This is a genomic window from Bradyrhizobium sp. CCBAU 11430, from assembly GCF_028128855.1.
Taxonomy (GTDB): domain Bacteria; phylum Pseudomonadota; class Alphaproteobacteria; order Rhizobiales; family Xanthobacteraceae; genus Bradyrhizobium; species Bradyrhizobium ottawaense.
Genome location: NZ_LBJV01000070.1, coordinates 240,613 through 255,982 on the forward strand (window position 1 = coordinate 240,613; position 15,370 = coordinate 255,982).

Genomic DNA, 15,370 nt, shown 5'->3' on the forward strand with positions numbered 1-15,370 from the left:
CGTGGGGTGGGCAAAGGCGCGCTAGCGCCGTGCCCACGACCTGTTTGGGTCGGAGAGAGGTGGGGGGCATGCTTCCGCTTTGCCCGCCCTACGGAACCGTTTGCTCGGCTCTATTCCTTCTGCTCGGCGAACTCGTGCTTGCTGTCGTGGCCACCGACGAACACCAGGATGCCGGCGATCAGGGGCAGCACAGCGAGCACCAGCAAACCGGTCGAGGTCTGGCCGGTGGCTTCCTTGACCCAGCCGATCAGGTATGGCCCGCCGAAGCCGGCGAGGTTGCCGATCGAGTTGATCAGGGCGATGGCGCCGGCGGCAGCAGTGCCGGAGAGCCAGGCGGTCGGCAGGGTCCAGAACACACCAAAGCAGCAGAACACGCCGATCGCGGCGACCGTCAGGACCACCATCGTCATGGTGGGATCGGTGAGGTAGCTGGAGACGGCGAGCGCGACGGCAGTGAGCAGCAGCGGCGCGCCGACATGCTTCACGCGCTCGCGCGTCGCATCGGAGTGACGCGCCCACAGGATCATGGCGATGGTGCCGAACAGATACGGGATCGCGGTGACGAAGCCGGTCTGCGCGTTGGTCAGCCCGAACGCCTTGACGATCTGCGGCAGCCAGAACTGCATGCCGTAGAGCGCACCGACGAAGCCGAAATAGATCAGGCTGAGCGCGATCACCTTGGGCGAAGACAGCGCCTCTCCGAGCGAGAAATGCTTCACCGCCTGCTTAGCGGCGATTTCCGAATCGAGCTTCGCCTTCAGCCACGCCTTCTGCTCGGCCGACAGCCAATCCGCCTTCTCCGGCTTGTCGGTGAGATAGAACCAGGTGACGATGCCGAGCAGCACCGAGGGAATGCCCTCGATGATGAAGAGCCACTGCCAGCCCTTCAGGCCCATCGCACCGTCGAGCCCGAGCAGCAGGCCCGAGATCGGCGCACCGATCACGGTCGACACCGGCACGGCGATGGCGAAGGCCGCAAGGAAGCGGGCGCGATATTCGGCCGGATACCAGTAGGTGAGATAGAGGATGATGCCGGGGAAGAAGCCGGCCTCGGCGACGCCGAGCAGGAAGCGCAGGACGTAGAAGCTCGTGACGCCGCTGACGAGCGCCATCAGGGCGGAGATGATGCCCCAGGTCACCATGATGCGGGCGATCCAGCGGCTGGCGCCGAACTTCTCCAGCGCGAGATTGCTCGGGACCTCGAAGATGAAATAGCCGAAGAAGAAGATGCCGGCGCCCCAGGAGAAGATCAGCGGCGTGAACTTCAGCTCGGCGTTCATGGTCAGCGCGGCGAAACCGAGATTGACGCGGTCGAGATAGGAGAAGAAGTAGGCCAGCACCAGGAACGGGATCAGGCGCCAGGAGATGGCGCGGATCGTCGAGGTCTCGATCTCCGACTTGTTAAAGTTCTTGGCCGCGCCGGCGGAACCGGCATAGGTCGTGGTCTGGCTCATGGCTTCCCCCAGGGTTGTTGCTTTTATGGGCTGGTTGCGGTTTTCAGCATCGCGGCCAAAGAGTCAATGGAGCGAGCAATGCACGGGACGCAGCCGGATAAACCTGTTGCGCTGTTAGAGACATCGCTGACCCGCGCCGCCCTCGCGCTCACGGTGATCGTCTGCGGGCTGTCGCTGCGCTGGTACGGCTTTCCGCTCGGCCTGCCCGCCTTCGTCGTGAAGTATGGCGGCTCGCTGTTGTGGGCCACGATGGTGTTCTTGCTGGGAGGAGTTTTGCTGCCGCGGCTCACCCGGACGCAGATTGCGGCCATCGCGGCGATGATCGCGGTCGTCGTGGAATTTTCCCGGCTGGTGCATACGCCCTGGCTCGATGCGTTCCGGCTGACGACGGCCGGCGCGCTGCTGCTCGGGCGCATCTTCTCGGTGTGGAATTTGGTGGCGTACGCGGTCGGGATTGCGTTCGGCGTCTGGATCGATCGGCTGGTTCAGCTGCGTAGGGTGGGTTAGCCGAAGGCGTAACCCACCACTGTTTGTATCCGCGGAAACTGAAATGGTGGATTACGCTTCGCTAATCCACCCTACGAGACCGGCGCCGCGGCGATCAGCGTTCACTCCGCCAATTGAAACCGCTCGAAGCGGTCGAGCTCGTCCTCGATCTTTTGCTTGAGCTCCTTGCGCCCCGCCGTCTTCTTGCCCTGCCCGACCCAGGTCCATTTCTGCATCAGCAGCTTCTTTGCCTGCCGGTCGGTCTTCAGATCGAGCGCCGCGACGATCTCGTCGCCGACCAGCACCGGCAGCGCAAAATAGCCGAGCTTGCGTTTGGCCTTCGGCACATAGGCCTCGAACAGGTGGTTGTAGCCGAAGATGAGACTGGTGCGCTTGCGCTGGATGATCAGCGGGTCGAACGGCGAGAGGATGTGGACGAGATCAGGCGAGACTACCTCACCGTTCGCCTCGAGCGTGGTCGGCGCCGCCCAATGCTCCTGCTTGCCGGCGCCGTCGATCACAACAGGCACGAGCTCGCCACGGCGGACGCGGGCGGCGATCAGGCCGGCCACCGCCTTCTTGCGCGGCGCGTCGAGGTGGCAGATCGAATCCAGACTCACCACGCCCTGCGACCGCAGCGCGCGGTCGAGCAGATAGGTCGTAATCTCCCTGGCTGAGGCTGGCCTGGGCAGTGTGTCCCAGCCGAAATGCCGCGTCATCAGTTCATAGGTCTTGAGCATGCCCCGCCGCTCGCTGATGGTCACGGCGCCGGTATAGAAGGCGAGCTGCAAGGCCCGCTTCGAGGGCTTGCGGCTTTGCCACAGATGCTCCTTCTCGGTGAGCACGTCGTCCTCGATGTCGCGGATCGTCAGCGGCGCGGCGCGCACCAGCCGCATCACCTTGCGCGTGTCGGCCGGCTTCACCGAGGCGAACCATTTGTGCCCTTCGCGGCGGTGCTCGCGCATCGCCGGCAGGAAGAAGCGGAAGTCGCCGGCGGGTACGTAGGAGAGCGCGTGGGTCCAATACTCAAACACGCTTCTGTCGACGCTCTGGGCGTGGCGCAAATCGGCGCGCCGGTAGGACGGGATACGGCTGAACAGGATGTGGTGATGGCAGCGCTCGATGACGTTGATGGTGTCGATTTGCACATAGCCGAGATGAGCCACCGCGTCCGCGACGGCCCGAGCTCCGTCGCCGAACGGCGCGCGCTCATCCAGCCGCTGCGCATGCAGCCAGATCTGCCGGGCCTGTGTCGTGGTGAGGTGGAGCGGTTTTGGCGCGCGTGACATTGCGGGGAGGAATGTAGCGGGATTCGCGCCAAGAAAAAGAAGAAGAAAAAGAAGACCTCGAGGCAGCAGTCAAAAAAACCGCGCTGCCATCTGCTGACAGCGCGGCCGGATGGTGGCGCGCCTCGCGCCTACTTCATCGTCATCGCCTTCTGCGACTTCATGTAGTGCATGCAGGCGCTCTTCATCTTGCCGTTGCTCATGTCCGTGTTGGCCATGGCCATTTCCTTGTTCGCCGCCATCTTGGCCGGCGTGTCGGGCGTGCCGCCCATCATGGCTGCGGATTTCATCATGTTGTCCTTGGTGCACGCCATCATCGCGGCAGATGCGGGGGACAGCGAAAGGGTAAACGCGACAAAGGCTGCAGACGTGAGCAAGATCTTCATCGAAAAGTCTCCTCCGTAAAACAAAACCGGCGTCATGCCGGCCTTCGCAATTACGTATTCTCTCGCGCTGACGTTTCGCGGAGAAGACAATTTTCTTGCTGCAGTGCGAAGGCGGAGGGCCTAGCGGCCATCCTTCGGCACCTTGGGCCGGTCACCGAGGCTGCCGGTGGCGACATCCGGCTCGCACAGGGCCTTGCCGCGCCCCTCCGCCTGGCAGCGATAGACGCTGCCGGTGAGGCGGTCGACCAGCCACACGTTCTCGTCGGTCGGCGCTTCGAGTCCGACATAGCGGGAGGTCAGCCCCGTGATCAGCGTCGACAGCAGGATGGCCACCGCGATCATGGCCGCACCGATATAGATCGGCATTGAGCTCAGGGACACTGTCCGATCCGGCGGGCCGCTGCGATTGAAGTAGTCACGCTGATAGTCACTTGGCCTCGGCACTGGACGGAACTCGGCTCCTTCATTCGGAGATTGGCGGGGACAACGTCCTGCTAGGCGCGCATCTGGCCGATTTCTTGTTCACGGCCGGGCCGTGCGGCGACGGCTTTGCGACGATCGGTGTGCACCGCCGCCGAGTCTGCCGGCCCTCGCCAGCGCCGGAACCCTTGGTCAGCCACCTCCCACGGTACGGAGGGGAATGAGCATGCGCTCGCAAGGTGATTTCAATCACACCGGGGATTGCCGCTGCTTGAACCCACGCCGCGGCGCGTGCGACGACTGCTATTGGTCCGATCGGCCCTTGTCCCCGGGGCCATCGCGAAACGTGCCGGTCCGATGCCCGAAACACCCGGGAATGCGCTAGGATGGGCCCGGAACCGGCTGTAGCCACCGTGACCAAGATCACATCAGGACCTTTGAACCTGCCTTATGCTCGCAGCATCAAATCGCTATCAGGCGTAACAGCGAGGATACGACAATGACCCGTTTTGATAAGTTCTTTGGACTGAAGGCGATAACTCTTTCCGCCGCGCTGTCGATGACGGCGGGCCTGGCTGTAGCCGGTGACAACAATGTCTCCACAGGCCAGATTCTGGATGCACTGAAGCCGAAGCCGGCGACCCGTGGCCTGTCCGCCGGTCCGCAGGCCGATCCGGCGGCGCAGGCCAAGGAATCGACATTCCTCAACACCGTGCGCAACCGCTCGACCCGTTCGCTCTCGACGGGTGAGCGCGAACAGATTGCCGAACTCGCCGCGACCAAGCCGAAGATCGATCTGGAAATCCAGTTCGACTACAACTCGGCCGACATCGCCAAGACCTCGGTGCCCTCGGTGCAGGCGCTCGGCAAGGCGCTGTCCGATCCGGCGCTGAAGGGCTCGACTTTCGTGGTCGCCGGCCACACCGACGCGGTCGGTGGTGAAGAGTACAATCAAGGCCTCTCCGAGCGCCGCGCCGACACCATCAAGAAGTATCTGGTGCAGAACTACGGCCTGAACGGCACCGATCTCGTCACCGTCGGCTACGGCAAGACCAAGCTGAAGGATGCCGCCCACGGCGCCGACCCGGTCAACCGCCGCGTCCAGGTCGTGAACATGGACACCAAGACCGCGTCGAAATGATCTCGATTTGATCGCGACAGAAGGCTCGCCGCCTGCCGCCCCGGCAGGCGGCGATGTCATATCCAGCTCTGGAACAGCATCAGCCGGCCAAAACTCCGCATCGACGTGCCGATGAAGGCCGCAGAGATGGGCAGCATGACCGCAAAGCCGATCGCGGCGACACCGACATAGGCCCACAGCAGCCAGCGCGGCAGGCCGTCCCGGCGCAGCACATAGACCAGCGCGAGCGACGCCGCGGTGGCGGCCGGCAGATAGTAGTAGATGAACCCGAGCGTGCGCGGCAGCAATGCCCAGGCGAGCCAGGGACCGAAATAGAACGCCGCGATCAGGAACGCATCCCAGCGGCGCAGCACGATGAAATCGCGCAGCACGAGCGCGAGTGCGAGCAGAGCCGGCCACAACACCAGCGGATTGCCGAGGAAGACGATTGCGGAGACGTTGTCCTCCGCGCTCTTGTCGAACAGGAACCACACCGGGCGCGCGAGCAGCGGCCAGGATGGCCACGCGCTCATATAGGTGTGTCCTGCGATCGCGGTCGTGGTGTTGTCGGCGAAGATCCGGCGCTGCGCCTCGATCAGATCCGGCAACGACACGCCGTAGAGCGGAACGAAAGCCGCAAGATACGTCATCGCCGGGAGGATGGCGAAGCAGAGCGCGACATGATGCAGCCTCAGGCCGGGCCAGAGGTCCGGCCGGTACCAGTCGTCCGGCTTCGCGTCGGCGAACAGCGTGCGCCAGCCCTGCATCAGGCGGATCACCGCGACGATGACGATGCAGACGCCGAGTGGAAACAGGCCACTCCATTTGCAGGAAGCGGCCAGGCCGAACAGGCTGCCGGCGAGCGCGAACAGCGCCTGCGGCCGCTCCCGTCGAAAACCATGCATGAAGGCGGCGGTCGCGAGCAGACCGAAGCCGAGCGCAAAGATGTCGAGCATGGCGATGCGCGCCTGCACGTAGAGCATCTGGTTCACGGCGGCGATCAGCGCCGCGGCGATCGCCGGCCCTTGCGCGGAGAACAGCGCGAGCCCGCACAGATAGATCGCGACGATCGCCAATGCGCCGAACAATGTCGCGGGATAACGCCAGCCGAACGCGTTGTCGCCGAAGGCCGCGATCGACGCCGCGATCAGCTCCTTGGCGAGCGGCGGATGCATCGGATTGAGCATCGGCTGCGACATCGCCGGGGCCAGCATCTGCCGCGCCGCCGGCACATAGTGCACCTCGTCAAAGACGAACTTCTCCGGCGTCGCGAGGCCGATCAGCAGCGCGAGATGGGCAGCTAGGAAAATAGCGACAGCTACCACTGCGCTTCGCGACAATCTCGGAACTGCGGACCGTTCAAGCAGCTGCTGTGGGGATGTTTTGCGTGGCAAATTTGCGTCACCGCGGACAAAAATAGAGATCGCTGCTTTCATTGAACGCATTCCGCCGCGGCTGTCACTAAGCATAACGCACGTACCGCTCCGCTTGTGATAATTTCGCCACATCAGAAGCGCGCGCGATCCGGTACGATCAGGGACACATCGATCGGTTGCGAAATGAATTTCCGTTTCTGGCTTTTCCCTATCCTGTCGTCGGCCGCATTGTGCGCGGCGCCTGCTGCGCAGGCGCAGACGCGCGTCGGCGAAGCGGTCGTGATCCAGAACGAAGTGGTGCGCGTGGCCGCGGCCACCACGCCGATCAGTGTCGGCGACAGCATGCTGCGCGACGAGACCGTGCGCACCGGCGTCGACAGTGCCGCGCGCTTCGTGATGGCCGACAGCACCAATCTGTCGCTCGGCCCCGGCGCCACGCTCAAGCTCGACCGCACCGTCTTCAACGACGAGCACAGCTATCGTGACGTCGCGATCCGCATGACCACCGGCGCATTCCGTTTCGTTACCGGACATTCCGAGAAGACCGCCTACAAGATCACGACGCCGCTTGCGACCATCGGTGTGCGCGGCACCACGCTCGACATCCTCTCGCAGCGCGGACGCTCCGTCGTGGTGCTTCAGGACGGCGCGGCGAGCGTCTGCACGACGAGCTCACAATGCGTGCAGCTCACCCAGCCGGGCGACACCGCAATCATAACATCAACCGGCGGCAAGGTCTCGATCACCAAGACCAACACGCCGCCCTGGACCTTCGCCGCCAACTGCGCCGCAAGTGCCGGCCTGTGCGCGGTGAACCAATATGCCGGCGCCTCGCCGACCATCACGCCGGCCGTCCAGGACGACGGCATGCTGTGCGGGCGCTGACGATGGCGAAATTCAACTTTCGGCTCTTCGCCCTCACCGGCCTGCTGACCGCGGCCGCTGCGCTGGCGTTTGTCGCGCTCGACATTCGTCCCGCCGCAGCTCAAGCGACCTGCGAAATCGGATGCGGCGAGCCGACGCCCTACCCGACCTATTCACCATCTCCGACGCCGACATATTCTCCGTCGCCCTCACCCACCCCTTCGCCGAGCCCCTATCCTTCCCCGTCGCCGAGTCCATATCCGTCGCCGAGCCCGACACCGACCGGGGCCGATTCCAGCGGCAATTCGATCGGCGGCCTCGCGGGCCAGCGCTTCAACCAGATGATCACCAACCGGGTGCTCGGCACGGTCCTGCTCGGCGTCAACGAGCAGGTCAATTGCAGCGACTGCATCAGCGCGTTCGGCTCGGCCGGCTCGTTCTCGGCCGGCATCCACGGCCGCAAGGAGCTCACCAACAATCTGTCGCTGCTCGCCGGCATCGCCTACACGCACTACAACGAGGGGGGCTACAAGATCACCGGCGCGCCGATCGGCGCCTTTGCCCTCCGCTACGACTTCACCGACTGGGGATCGTCACGTCCGTTCTTCGACGTCGGAACGATCCTGACGCCGTGGGAGAAGGCGCGCTACACCCGCAGCTACAATACCAGCCTCGGTCCTGTGAGCGTGACGAGCTCGACCAACGCTTCGAACTATGCGGTCTACGGCCGCGCCGGCTGGATGAGCCGCGTCTCGCCGCGCGACGAGGTCGCAGCTTCGATCGAAGTCTGGCAGCTCTGGCAGCGCGTGTCCGGCTACAGCGACAATGCCGTGGCCTTCAACCCGTTCGACGCCACCATCGCGACCGGCACCGACCGTACCAGCCTGGTCAAGATCGGCGGCCAGTGGACGCATCTGTTCGGCAGCAACGTCGAGACCAACATCAACGGCGGCTGGGTGCAGTCGTTTGCGAGCCACAGCGGCATCGTCGCCACCGTGACCGGCGATGGCGTGGTGGTGCCGACCATGGGCAACCAGGGCTGGTTCGAATATGGCGGGCGGCTCGGCTTCCGCGTGCAGAAGGGCTGGGTCGTGGATCTCTTCGCCAACGGCACGCTCGGCCCGCAGCCCGTCGGCAACACCATCCACGGCGGCGTGGGCTTACGGATAAATTACTGAGGCAGCTTCGTAGGGTGGGCAAAGCGAACGCGTGCCCACCACTTGTCTCCACCGGAGTCGGATCGTGGGCACGGCGCAAGATCGCCTTTGCCCACCTACGGCACCCGTGTCGTCGTCACGCCGCCGACTTGCCCTCGAACGCGCGGCGCAGCACGTCGACATCCAGCTTCACCATCTTCATCATCGCCTGCATCGCGCGCGCGGCCGCTGCCCTGTCCGGGCTCGACAGGAATTCGAACATCACCTTCGGCACCACCTGCCAGGCCACGCCCCAGCGATCCCGGAGCCAGCCGCATTGCTCTTCCTTGCCGCCATGGGCGAGGAACGCATTCCAGACGCTGTCGACCTGGGCCTGATCATCACAATGGATCATCAGCGAAATGGCATGGGTATATTCCATCTTCATCCCGCCGTTGAGCGCGACCAGCGGCTGACCGGCGACCATGAACTCGACGACGAGCACGGAGCCTTCCTTGCCGGAGGGGCCGTCCGAAACATTGCGCTGAACGTGCGTGATCGCCGAGTTCGGCACGAGCGAGACATAGAACTTCGCGGCTTCCTCGGCATCGCCGTTGAACCACATGCAGGGTACGACCTTGGACATCGTGAATGCTCCTCGTTGGTTTAGCGTTCGACGGACTGGGATCAGGCATTCGCCATAACGGGCTGCGGAGGGACAGCCGCCATGTCCAGCCAGTTCACACCCCACATGTGGCCATCCGGATCCTCGAAGCTGCGGCCGTACATGAAGCTGTATTCGTCCTTCGGGCTGGGATCGGCCACCCCGCCTGCCGCCTCTGCCTTGCCGACAATCGCGTCGACCTCGTTGCGGGTGTCGGCGGACAGGCAGAACAGCGCCTGATTCGAGGTCCTGGCATCTGCGATCGGCTTCGGCGTGAACTGGCGGAATTTGTCGTGGGTCGCCAGCATCACGTAGATGGCCTCGGAAAAGACCATGCAGCTCGCCGTGTCGTCGCTGAATTGCGGGTTCCGGGTCGCGCCGACCGCCTCATAGAAGGCGGTCGCACGTTTGAGGTCGGTCACGGGAAGATTGAGGAAAATCATCCTGGGCATCGGAAGCTCCTTGGGCGGGTTCTGCCCAAGGACGGATCGCCAGGGGGCCACCCGACACGGCTTCCGGATATTTTTTCACCCCCCGGAGACGATCGCGCCTCCCACCGCGGGGCGGTCTTACTTCTTCTCGTTCGGATCCCGGTGGATGGGGTCGACCCACAGCACTGTCTGGGGCTTCTCGACCGGCTCGATGTCGAGGTTGATCGCCACTGCCTCGCCGTCGCTGCGCACCAGCACGCATTCCAGCACCTCGTCGGGGCTGGCGTTGATCTCCTGGTGCGGCACGTAAGGCGGGACGAAGATGAAATCGCCGGGGCCGGCCTCCGCGGTGAATTGCAGGCTCTCGCCCCAGCGCATCCGCGCCTTGCCCTTCACCACGTAGATGACGCTTTCGAGATGGCCGTGATGGTGTGCGCCGGTCCTGGCATCGGGCTTGATGCTGACGGTGCCGGCCCACAATTTCTGGGCGCCGACGCGCGCGAAATTGATCGCGGCCGCGCGGTCCATGCCCGCCGTCGACGGCACGTTGGTATCGAGCTGGTTGCCGGGAATGACGCGCACGCCGTCATGTTTCCAGCGATCGTCGTGATCGTGGTCATGGTGGGAATGCGAATGGTCATGGCCGGTCATGGACTTGCTTTCTGTTGGTTCCGTGCGCGGCAAACTAACCCGAAGCCGCACTCGCGAGCCATACCAAAATCGGAACCCTCGTAGCTGCGGGACGTTGCCTTTGCGAGCAAAATGGAAGGAGAGTCTCATGGGTAGCACGACCGACAAGATCAAGGGTAACGCCAACGAAGCGATCGGCAAGGCCAAGCAGGGCATCGGTGAAGCCACCGGTTCCGAACGCATGAAGGGCGAAGGCGTGGTCCAGGAAGTGAAGGGCAAGGGCCAGCAGGCCATGGGCGATGCCAAGGACGCCGCAAAGGACGCGATCGATCGCGCAGCGGCAGGAGCAAAGCGCGCGACGGAATGACGCGCGGCATCTAAAAGCGAAAAGACCGGCCGAAAGGCCGGTCTTTTTCTTGCCGTCATTCCGGGGCGGCGCGTAGCACCGAGCCCGGAATCTCGAGATTCCGGGTCTGGTCCTTTCGGACCATCCCGGAATGACCCGATGCGTCACTTCACCGCGAGCAATTCCACGTCGAACATCAGCGTCGCGTTCGGCGGGATCACGCCGCCGGCGCCGCGGGCACCGTAGCCGAGCTGCGGCGGGATGATCAGCGTGCGCTTGCCGCCGACCTTCATCGAGGCGACGCCCTCGTCCCAGCCGCCGATGACACGGCCCTTGCCGATCGGGAATTCGAACGGCTCCTTGCGATCGACGGAGCTATCGAATTTCTTGCCCTTCTGGCCGTTCTCATAGAGCCAGCCGGTATAGTGCATCACGCAGATCTGGCCGGGCTGCGGCGAGGCACCGGTGCCGACGGTGGAGTCGATGATCTGCAAGCCTGAAGCTGTGGTCATGGTCTTTCCTGCGGTCTGGGCCGAGGCCGTGGTGGAAACGAAATGCGACACGCCTGCGATCACCGTGATCGCGAGTGCCGACATCAGGGTGAGGAGCGCGCGCTGGAAACGCTGCATAAGGCACCTTCCGTTTGAGGCGGAAGGTGTCTAGCGCAACGCGGGTGCGGTTTCCACCCCTCACACCTCGATATTTTCCAGTCGGACCGGGAGCTTGCGGATGCGCTGGCCGGTGGCGTGGTGGATCGCGTTGCAGATCGCGGCATTGGTGCCGACATTGGCGAGCTCGCCGAGGCCCTTCACGCCGACGGGATTGATGCGGTCATCCTGCTCGGAGAGCAAAATGACCTCGACTCCGGCGACGTCCGCATTCACGGGCACGAGGTAGTCGGCAAGATTGTCGTTGACGTAGCGCGCATTGCGCTCGTCGATTTCGGTGGCCTCCAGCAGTGCCGACGACATGCCCCAGATCAGTCCGCCCATCAGCTGGCTGCGCGCCGTGCGCGGATTCATGATCCTGCCCGCCGCAAACGCACCGACGAGGCGAGGACAGCGGATTTCGTGGGTGAAGCGATTGACACGGACCTCGACGAACTCGGCGCCGAATGCGTAGGCGATCTGGTCTTTCATGGCATGACCGCCGACGAGCCGCACCTGCCCGTTGTGCATGGCGCGGAAGGAATCCAGCGGCGCGCCTTCCGGCTTCCACTCGCCATATTCCTCGACGACGCCGACACCGAGCGCATCGAAGGCCTTCTCGATGTCGAGTGGACGATCGCCCTTCGCCGCCTGCGTGGCCGGTGTCTGGCCGAGACCCACGGTCTCCTTGGCCCGGTCGGTCAGGCTTTGAGCCGGCATCGCGGCCTTGAACAGGCGCTGGCGAATCTGGTCGCACACCATCATCACCGCCGAGCAGGTGCTCGCGGTCGAGTTCGAGCCACCGGCAACCGGCGCCGGTGGCAGATCGCTGTCACCCATGAAGACCGCAACTTTCTCGAGGGGCACGCCGAGGCGCTCGGCCGCGGTCTGGGCGATGACCGTATAGGCACCGGTGCCGATCTCGTGGCCGGCGATCTCGACCCGGGTCCGGCCGTCGCGCTGCAGGCGCACGCGCGCGGCCGACGGCCCCATCTGCGTCGGATAGCAGGTCGCGGCACAGCCATAGCCGATCAGCCAGTCGCCGTCCGACATCGATTTCGGCTGCGGCGAGCGCTGCGCCCAGCCGAAGGCCTTGGCGGCCTCGTCGAAGCACGCCATCAGCGAGCGCGAGGTGTAGGGCTTGCCACCGATCGGCTCGTTGGTGGTGTCGTTGATGCGCCGAATCTCGACCGGATCCATGTTCAGCTTAACCGCGAGCTCGTCCATCGCGCTCTCCAGCGCAAACAGATAGGGCACCTCCGGCGGCGAGCGCATGAAGCCCGGCGTGTTGCGGTCGGCACGCACGATCGACACCAGGCTGTCGACGTTCGGGCAGGCATAGAGCCGCGTCGTCGTCTTGGTGCCGCCGACGCAATAGGCATCGGCGCGCGAGGAGACCTCGGCGCCCTCGTGCCTCAAAGCCAGCAGCTTGCCGTCCCGGTTTGCGCCAAGCTTTATCTCCTGGCGCGTCTCGGCACGGTGGGTCGTAATTGTGAAACCTTGATCGCGAGTCGGGACCAGCTTGATCGGGCGGCCCAGGCGCTTGGCGATGCCGGCGATGATGGCGGTCCGCGGCGTCATCGAACCGCGCGAACCAAAGCCGCCGCCGACATAGGGATTGACCACGCGCACCTTGTCGGCGTCGATGCCGAGCTGCTCGGCGACGCCGTGCTTCAAGCCATAGACGAACTGACTGCCTTCGTAGATGACCAGATTGTCGCCCATCCAGGCGCAGCTCGTCGAAAACAGCTCCATCGGATTGTGGTGCTGCGTCGGCGTGTCGTAGGCGGCGGTGAGCTTGACCTCGGCCGCATCGAATGCCTTGGCGAAATCGCCGACCGCGGGGTCTTCCTTGAACTGCGCGTTCTGGCCCTTTGCGGCCGCCGTGGTTGTTCCCGGCGAATCGAAGCTCGCGCTGGGCGCGGTGGCGGTGTAGCTGACCTTGACACGATTGGCGGCCTCGCGCGCGGCCTCGTAACTCTCCGCGACGACGACAGCGATAATCTGGCCGTCATGGGCGATCTCGGCCGACTTCAGCGGCTGTATCGTGGTTCCGGCATAGCCGCCATTGCTGAATAGCTTCGACTCCCTCAGCTTCGGGGCGTTCTCGTGGGTGACGATCTCGATTACGCCGCGGACACCCTTGGCCTCATCGAGATCGAAACGGTCGATGCGGCCCTTGGCAATCGCACTGGTGACCAGGAATGCATAGGCCGGATTATCCAGCGGCATGTCGGAGGCGTAGGTCGCCCGCCCCGTGACCTTTGCAGCCGCATCATAGCGCGGCACGGGCTGGCCCATATTCGCCTTGGGCGAGGGAGCTGCAGCGGTCATGATCAGATCTCCATCGTTACGGCCTGCTGGAGCGCGCGCGCCACCACGCGCTTGCCGAGCGCGATCTTGAAGCTGTTGTGCCGGCGGCCGCGGGCGTCTGCAAAAGCAGCATCAGCGACGCGTTGCGCCAGAGCTTCGTCGAACTTTTGTCCCTTCAGCAGCGCCTCCGCCTCGCGCGCCCGCCAGGGCATGGTGGCGACGCCGCCGAGCCCGACGCGCGCATCCCGGATCGTGCCCTCTTGCACGTCGAGCGCGATCGCAGCCGAGGACAGTGCGAACTCGTAGGATTGCCGGTCGCGCGCCTTGAGATACACCGAGCGAGGCCAGCGGCCCCGGATCGAAAAGGCCGAAATCAGCTCGCCGGGCTGAAGCGTTGTCTCGATGTCGGGGGAGTTCCCCGGCGCCTTGTGCAGCTCTGCGAACGGCATCGTGCGCGTGCCGGCCCTGCCCGTGATCTCGACCACGGCATCAAGGGCGATCAACGCCTGCGCGAAATCGCCGGGATAGGTCGCAATGCACTGATCTGACGTGCCGAGCACGGCATGCATGCGGTTGACGCCGTCCATGGCGGCGCAGCCTGAGCCGGGATTGCGCTTGTTGCAATTCTCGTAGGAGACGTCGCGGAAATAACTGCAGCGCGTCCGCTGCATCACGTTGCCGCCGAGCGTCGCCATGTTGCGCAACTGGGCGCTGGCGGCGAGCTTCAGGGAATTGGCGATCACCGGATAATTGCGCTGGATCTCGGCATGGGCGGCCACATCGGACATCTTTGCGAGCGCGCCGAGCCGCAAGCTGTCGCTGCCGGGCTCGATCGCCGACCAGGCGTGCGCGAACGGATTGATATCGACGATCGCGGCGGGCCGCATCACGTCGAGCTTCATCAGATCGATCAGCGTGGTGCCGCCCGCAAGCGGCTGGGCTGTCGCCTGGGTCAACGGATTGCTGGCTGCCGCCGCGGCAGCGCTCAGCGCCTGCACGGCCATGTCGGGGTCTGTTGCCCGCTGATACGAAAAAGGTCGCATGCGCCTAGCCTTTCATGATCTCGGGCGCGGCCTGCTTCACGGCCGCGACGATGTTGGGATAGGCCGCGCAACGGCAGATGTTGCCGCTCATGTATTCGCGGATGTCGGCTTCGCTCCCGGCATGTCCCTCCTTGACGCAAGCCACGGCGGATATGATCTGGCCAGGCGTGCAATAGCCGCATTGGAACGCATCGTTGTCGACGAAAGCCTGCTGCATCGGGTGCAGGCGATCGTCGGTCGCCAGCCCCTCGATCGTCGTGATCTCCTGCCCTTCCGCCGCGAGCGCGAGCGTCAGGCACGACACCACCCGCCGATCGTCGATCAGCACCGTGCAGGCGCCGCACTGGCCGTGGTCGCAGCCTTTCTTGCTGCCGGTGAGCTTGAGGTGGTCGCGCAGCGCATCGAGCACCGTGGTGCGCGCGTCGATGCGCAGGCGCTTGTCCTTGCCGTTGACCCGCAGCGTGACGTCGACGGGAAGTGAGGGGTCCTGTGCAGCTGGGGCTTTGGCTTCCTCTGTGGCCGCGCGCGCGGTGATCGGGACGAGCGCACTGCCAGCTGCGCCGGCCATGAAGGCGCGCCGATCGAATGCTGATTGTTTGGAACTTGATGTGTCGGACATCGACGCCTCCGCCGCTTATCTGCAAAGCAGCGCACGCCTGCACCGCCCATCGCCCCTTAACCGGAAGCAATGAACTCTGTTCCGCACGAGAAAGGGCGACGCAGCAAATGCCGCGCCGCCCTTCGTCAACTTTTCCTGATCTTGCGCGC

17 protein-coding genes are annotated in these 15,370 nt (G+C 64.5%); 5 read left to right on the forward strand and 12 right to left on the reverse strand.

The features are described 5' to 3' along the window. Nucleotides 1-110 precede the first annotated feature (110 nt). Nucleotides 111-1,454 (reverse strand): MFS transporter, encoded by a 1,344-nt coding sequence (locus tag XI04_RS30885; protein ID WP_038948351.1) that lies wholly within the window; start codon nt 1,452-1,454, stop codon nt 111-113. 78 nt (nt 1,455-1,532) lie between these two features. Between XI04_RS30885 and XI04_RS30890 the strand changes: the two genes are divergently transcribed. Next, nucleotides 1,533-1,961 (forward strand): ribosomal maturation YjgA family protein, encoded by a 429-nt coding sequence (locus tag XI04_RS30890; RefSeq protein ID WP_271608326.1) that lies wholly within the window; start codon nt 1,533-1,535, stop codon nt 1,959-1,961. 101 nt (nt 1,962-2,062) lie between these two features. Here XI04_RS30890 and XI04_RS30895 read toward each other — a convergent pair whose 3' ends face one another. The 3 genes from XI04_RS30895 to XI04_RS30905 form a co-directional block, all read right to left on the reverse strand. Then, nucleotides 2,063-3,229, reverse strand: coding sequence for a winged helix-turn-helix domain-containing protein (locus XI04_RS30895; RefSeq protein WP_271608327.1), 1,167 nt, complete (start codon nt 3,227-3,229; stop codon nt 2,063-2,065). Between the two features lie 128 nt (nt 3,230-3,357). After that, nucleotides 3,358-3,612, reverse strand: a complete 255-nt coding sequence (locus XI04_RS30900) for a hypothetical protein (RefSeq protein WP_028141758.1) — start codon at nt 3,610-3,612, stop codon at nt 3,358-3,360. 120 nt (nt 3,613-3,732) lie between these two features. Further along, the gene (locus XI04_RS30905) at nt 3,733-3,978 is read right to left on the reverse strand and encodes a hypothetical protein (RefSeq protein ID WP_095424457.1); all 246 of its coding nucleotides are present in this window, start codon (nt 3,976-3,978) and stop codon (nt 3,733-3,735) included. A 553-nt stretch (nt 3,979-4,531) separates the two neighbouring features. Here XI04_RS30905 and XI04_RS30910 point away from each other — a divergent pair. Further along, the gene (locus XI04_RS30910) at nt 4,532-5,173 is read left to right on the forward strand and encodes an OmpA family protein (protein ID WP_095424456.1); all 642 of its coding nucleotides are present in this window, start codon (nt 4,532-4,534) and stop codon (nt 5,171-5,173) included. Between the two features lie 56 nt (nt 5,174-5,229). Here the strand turns inward: XI04_RS30910 and XI04_RS30915 are convergent, their stop codons facing one another. Further along, nucleotides 5,230-6,660 carry a phospholipid carrier-dependent glycosyltransferase gene (locus tag XI04_RS30915; protein ID WP_271608328.1) on the reverse strand — a complete coding sequence of 477 codons (1,431 nt, stop codon included), beginning with the start codon at nt 6,658-6,660 and terminating at the stop codon, nt 5,230-5,232. A gap of 51 nt (nt 6,661-6,711) precedes the next feature. On the opposite strand from XI04_RS30915, the gene XI04_RS30920 reads away from it, so the two are divergent. Beyond that, nucleotides 6,712-7,413, forward strand: a complete 702-nt coding sequence (locus tag XI04_RS30920) for a FecR family protein (RefSeq protein ID WP_028141762.1) — start codon at nt 6,712-6,714, stop codon at nt 7,411-7,413. A 2-nt stretch (nt 7,414-7,415) separates the two neighbouring features. Beyond that, nucleotides 7,416-8,570 (forward strand): hypothetical protein, encoded by a 1,155-nt coding sequence (locus tag XI04_RS30925; protein WP_038948360.1) that lies wholly within the window; start codon nt 7,416-7,418, stop codon nt 8,568-8,570. A gap of 115 nt (nt 8,571-8,685) precedes the next feature. Here the strand turns inward: XI04_RS30925 and XI04_RS30930 are convergent, their stop codons facing one another. From XI04_RS30930 to XI04_RS30940, 3 genes are all read right to left on the reverse strand, one after another. Further along, nucleotides 8,686-9,174 (reverse strand): VOC family protein, encoded by a 489-nt coding sequence (locus XI04_RS30930; RefSeq protein ID WP_028141764.1) that lies wholly within the window; start codon nt 9,172-9,174, stop codon nt 8,686-8,688. A gap of 41 nt (nt 9,175-9,215) precedes the next feature. Then, nucleotides 9,216-9,644 (reverse strand): VOC family protein, encoded by a 429-nt coding sequence (locus XI04_RS30935; RefSeq protein WP_028141765.1) that lies wholly within the window; start codon nt 9,642-9,644, stop codon nt 9,216-9,218. A 117-nt stretch (nt 9,645-9,761) separates the two neighbouring features. Continuing rightward, nucleotides 9,762-10,274 carry a cupin domain-containing protein gene (locus XI04_RS30940; RefSeq protein ID WP_271608329.1) on the reverse strand — a complete coding sequence of 171 codons (513 nt, stop codon included), beginning with the start codon at nt 10,272-10,274 and terminating at the stop codon, nt 9,762-9,764. A gap of 127 nt (nt 10,275-10,401) precedes the next feature. Between XI04_RS30940 and XI04_RS30945 the strand changes: the two genes are divergently transcribed. Then, complete coding sequence (locus tag XI04_RS30945) at nt 10,402-10,620, forward strand: CsbD family protein (RefSeq protein ID WP_026202894.1); 219 nt, start codon at nt 10,402-10,404, stop codon at nt 10,618-10,620. 143 nt (nt 10,621-10,763) lie between these two features. Here XI04_RS30945 and XI04_RS30950 read toward each other — a convergent pair whose 3' ends face one another. Genes XI04_RS30950 through XI04_RS30965 form a run of 4 tightly spaced genes read right to left on the reverse strand, consistent with a single transcriptional unit; the run spans nt 10,764 to nt 15,221 of the window. Next, a complete protein-coding gene (locus XI04_RS30950) occupies nt 10,764-11,228 on the reverse strand; it encodes an FKBP-type peptidyl-prolyl cis-trans isomerase (RefSeq protein WP_028141767.1) in 465 nt (154 codons plus the stop codon). A gap of 60 nt (nt 11,229-11,288) precedes the next feature. Beyond that, a complete protein-coding gene (locus XI04_RS30955; protein WP_271608330.1) occupies nt 11,289-13,580 on the reverse strand; it encodes a xanthine dehydrogenase family protein molybdopterin-binding subunit in 2,292 nt (763 codons plus the stop codon). 2 nt (nt 13,581-13,582) lie between these two features. Next, on the reverse strand, nt 13,583-14,602 hold the full coding sequence (locus XI04_RS30960) for an FAD binding domain-containing protein (RefSeq protein WP_038948362.1): 1,020 nt from the start codon (nt 14,600-14,602) through the stop codon (nt 13,583-13,585). A gap of 4 nt (nt 14,603-14,606) precedes the next feature. Beyond that, entirely contained in the window at nt 14,607-15,221 is a 615-nt protein-coding gene (locus tag XI04_RS30965; RefSeq protein WP_038948363.1) for a (2Fe-2S)-binding protein, read from the reverse strand. Nucleotides 15,222-15,370: the final 149 nt, after the last annotated feature.

Excerpts from the sequence above, each read along its gene's own strand:
- XI04_RS30915 (WP_271608328.1), bottom strand. The coding sequence starts at position 6,660 with ATGTGGCGAAATTATCACAAGCGGAGCGGTACGTGCGTTATGCTTAGT.
- XI04_RS30935 (WP_028141765.1), bottom strand. The coding sequence starts at position 9,644 with ATGCCCAGGATGATTTTCCTCAATCTTCCCGTGACCGACCTCAAACGT.
- XI04_RS30900 (WP_028141758.1), bottom strand. The coding sequence starts at position 3,612 with ATGAAGATCTTGCTCACGTCTGCAGCCTTTGTCGCGTTTACCCTTTCG.
- XI04_RS30950 (WP_028141767.1), bottom strand. The coding sequence starts at position 11,228 with ATGCAGCGTTTCCAGCGCGCGCTCCTCACCCTGATGTCGGCACTCGCG.
- XI04_RS30930 (WP_028141764.1), bottom strand. The coding sequence starts at position 9,174 with ATGTCCAAGGTCGTACCCTGCATGTGGTTCAACGGCGATGCCGAGGAA.
- XI04_RS30925 (WP_038948360.1), top strand. The coding sequence starts at position 7,416 with ATGGCGAAATTCAACTTTCGGCTCTTCGCCCTCACCGGCCTGCTGACC.
- XI04_RS30895 (WP_271608327.1), bottom strand. The coding sequence starts at position 3,229 with ATGTCACGCGCGCCAAAACCGCTCCACCTCACCACGACACAGGCCCGG.
- XI04_RS30965 (WP_038948363.1), bottom strand. The coding sequence starts at position 15,221 with ATGTCCGACACATCAAGTTCCAAACAATCAGCATTCGATCGGCGCGCC.
- XI04_RS30905 (WP_095424457.1), bottom strand. The coding sequence starts at position 3,978 with ATGCCGATCTATATCGGTGCGGCCATGATCGCGGTGGCCATCCTGCTG.
- XI04_RS30940 (WP_271608329.1), bottom strand. The coding sequence starts at position 10,274 with ATGACCGGCCATGACCATTCGCATTCCCACCATGACCACGATCACGAC.
- XI04_RS30910 (WP_095424456.1), top strand. The coding sequence starts at position 4,532 with ATGACCCGTTTTGATAAGTTCTTTGGACTGAAGGCGATAACTCTTTCC.
- XI04_RS30945 (WP_026202894.1), top strand. The coding sequence starts at position 10,402 with ATGGGTAGCACGACCGACAAGATCAAGGGTAACGCCAACGAAGCGATC.
- XI04_RS30955 (WP_271608330.1), bottom strand. The coding sequence starts at position 13,580 with ATGACCGCTGCAGCTCCCTCGCCCAAGGCGAATATGGGCCAGCCCGTG.
- XI04_RS30920 (WP_028141762.1), top strand. The coding sequence starts at position 6,712 with ATGAATTTCCGTTTCTGGCTTTTCCCTATCCTGTCGTCGGCCGCATTG.
- XI04_RS30960 (WP_038948362.1), bottom strand. The coding sequence starts at position 14,602 with ATGCGACCTTTTTCGTATCAGCGGGCAACAGACCCCGACATGGCCGTG.
- XI04_RS30885 (WP_038948351.1), bottom strand. The coding sequence starts at position 1,454 with ATGAGCCAGACCACGACCTATGCCGGTTCCGCCGGCGCGGCCAAGAAC.
- XI04_RS30890 (WP_271608326.1), top strand. The coding sequence starts at position 1,533 with ATGCACGGGACGCAGCCGGATAAACCTGTTGCGCTGTTAGAGACATCG.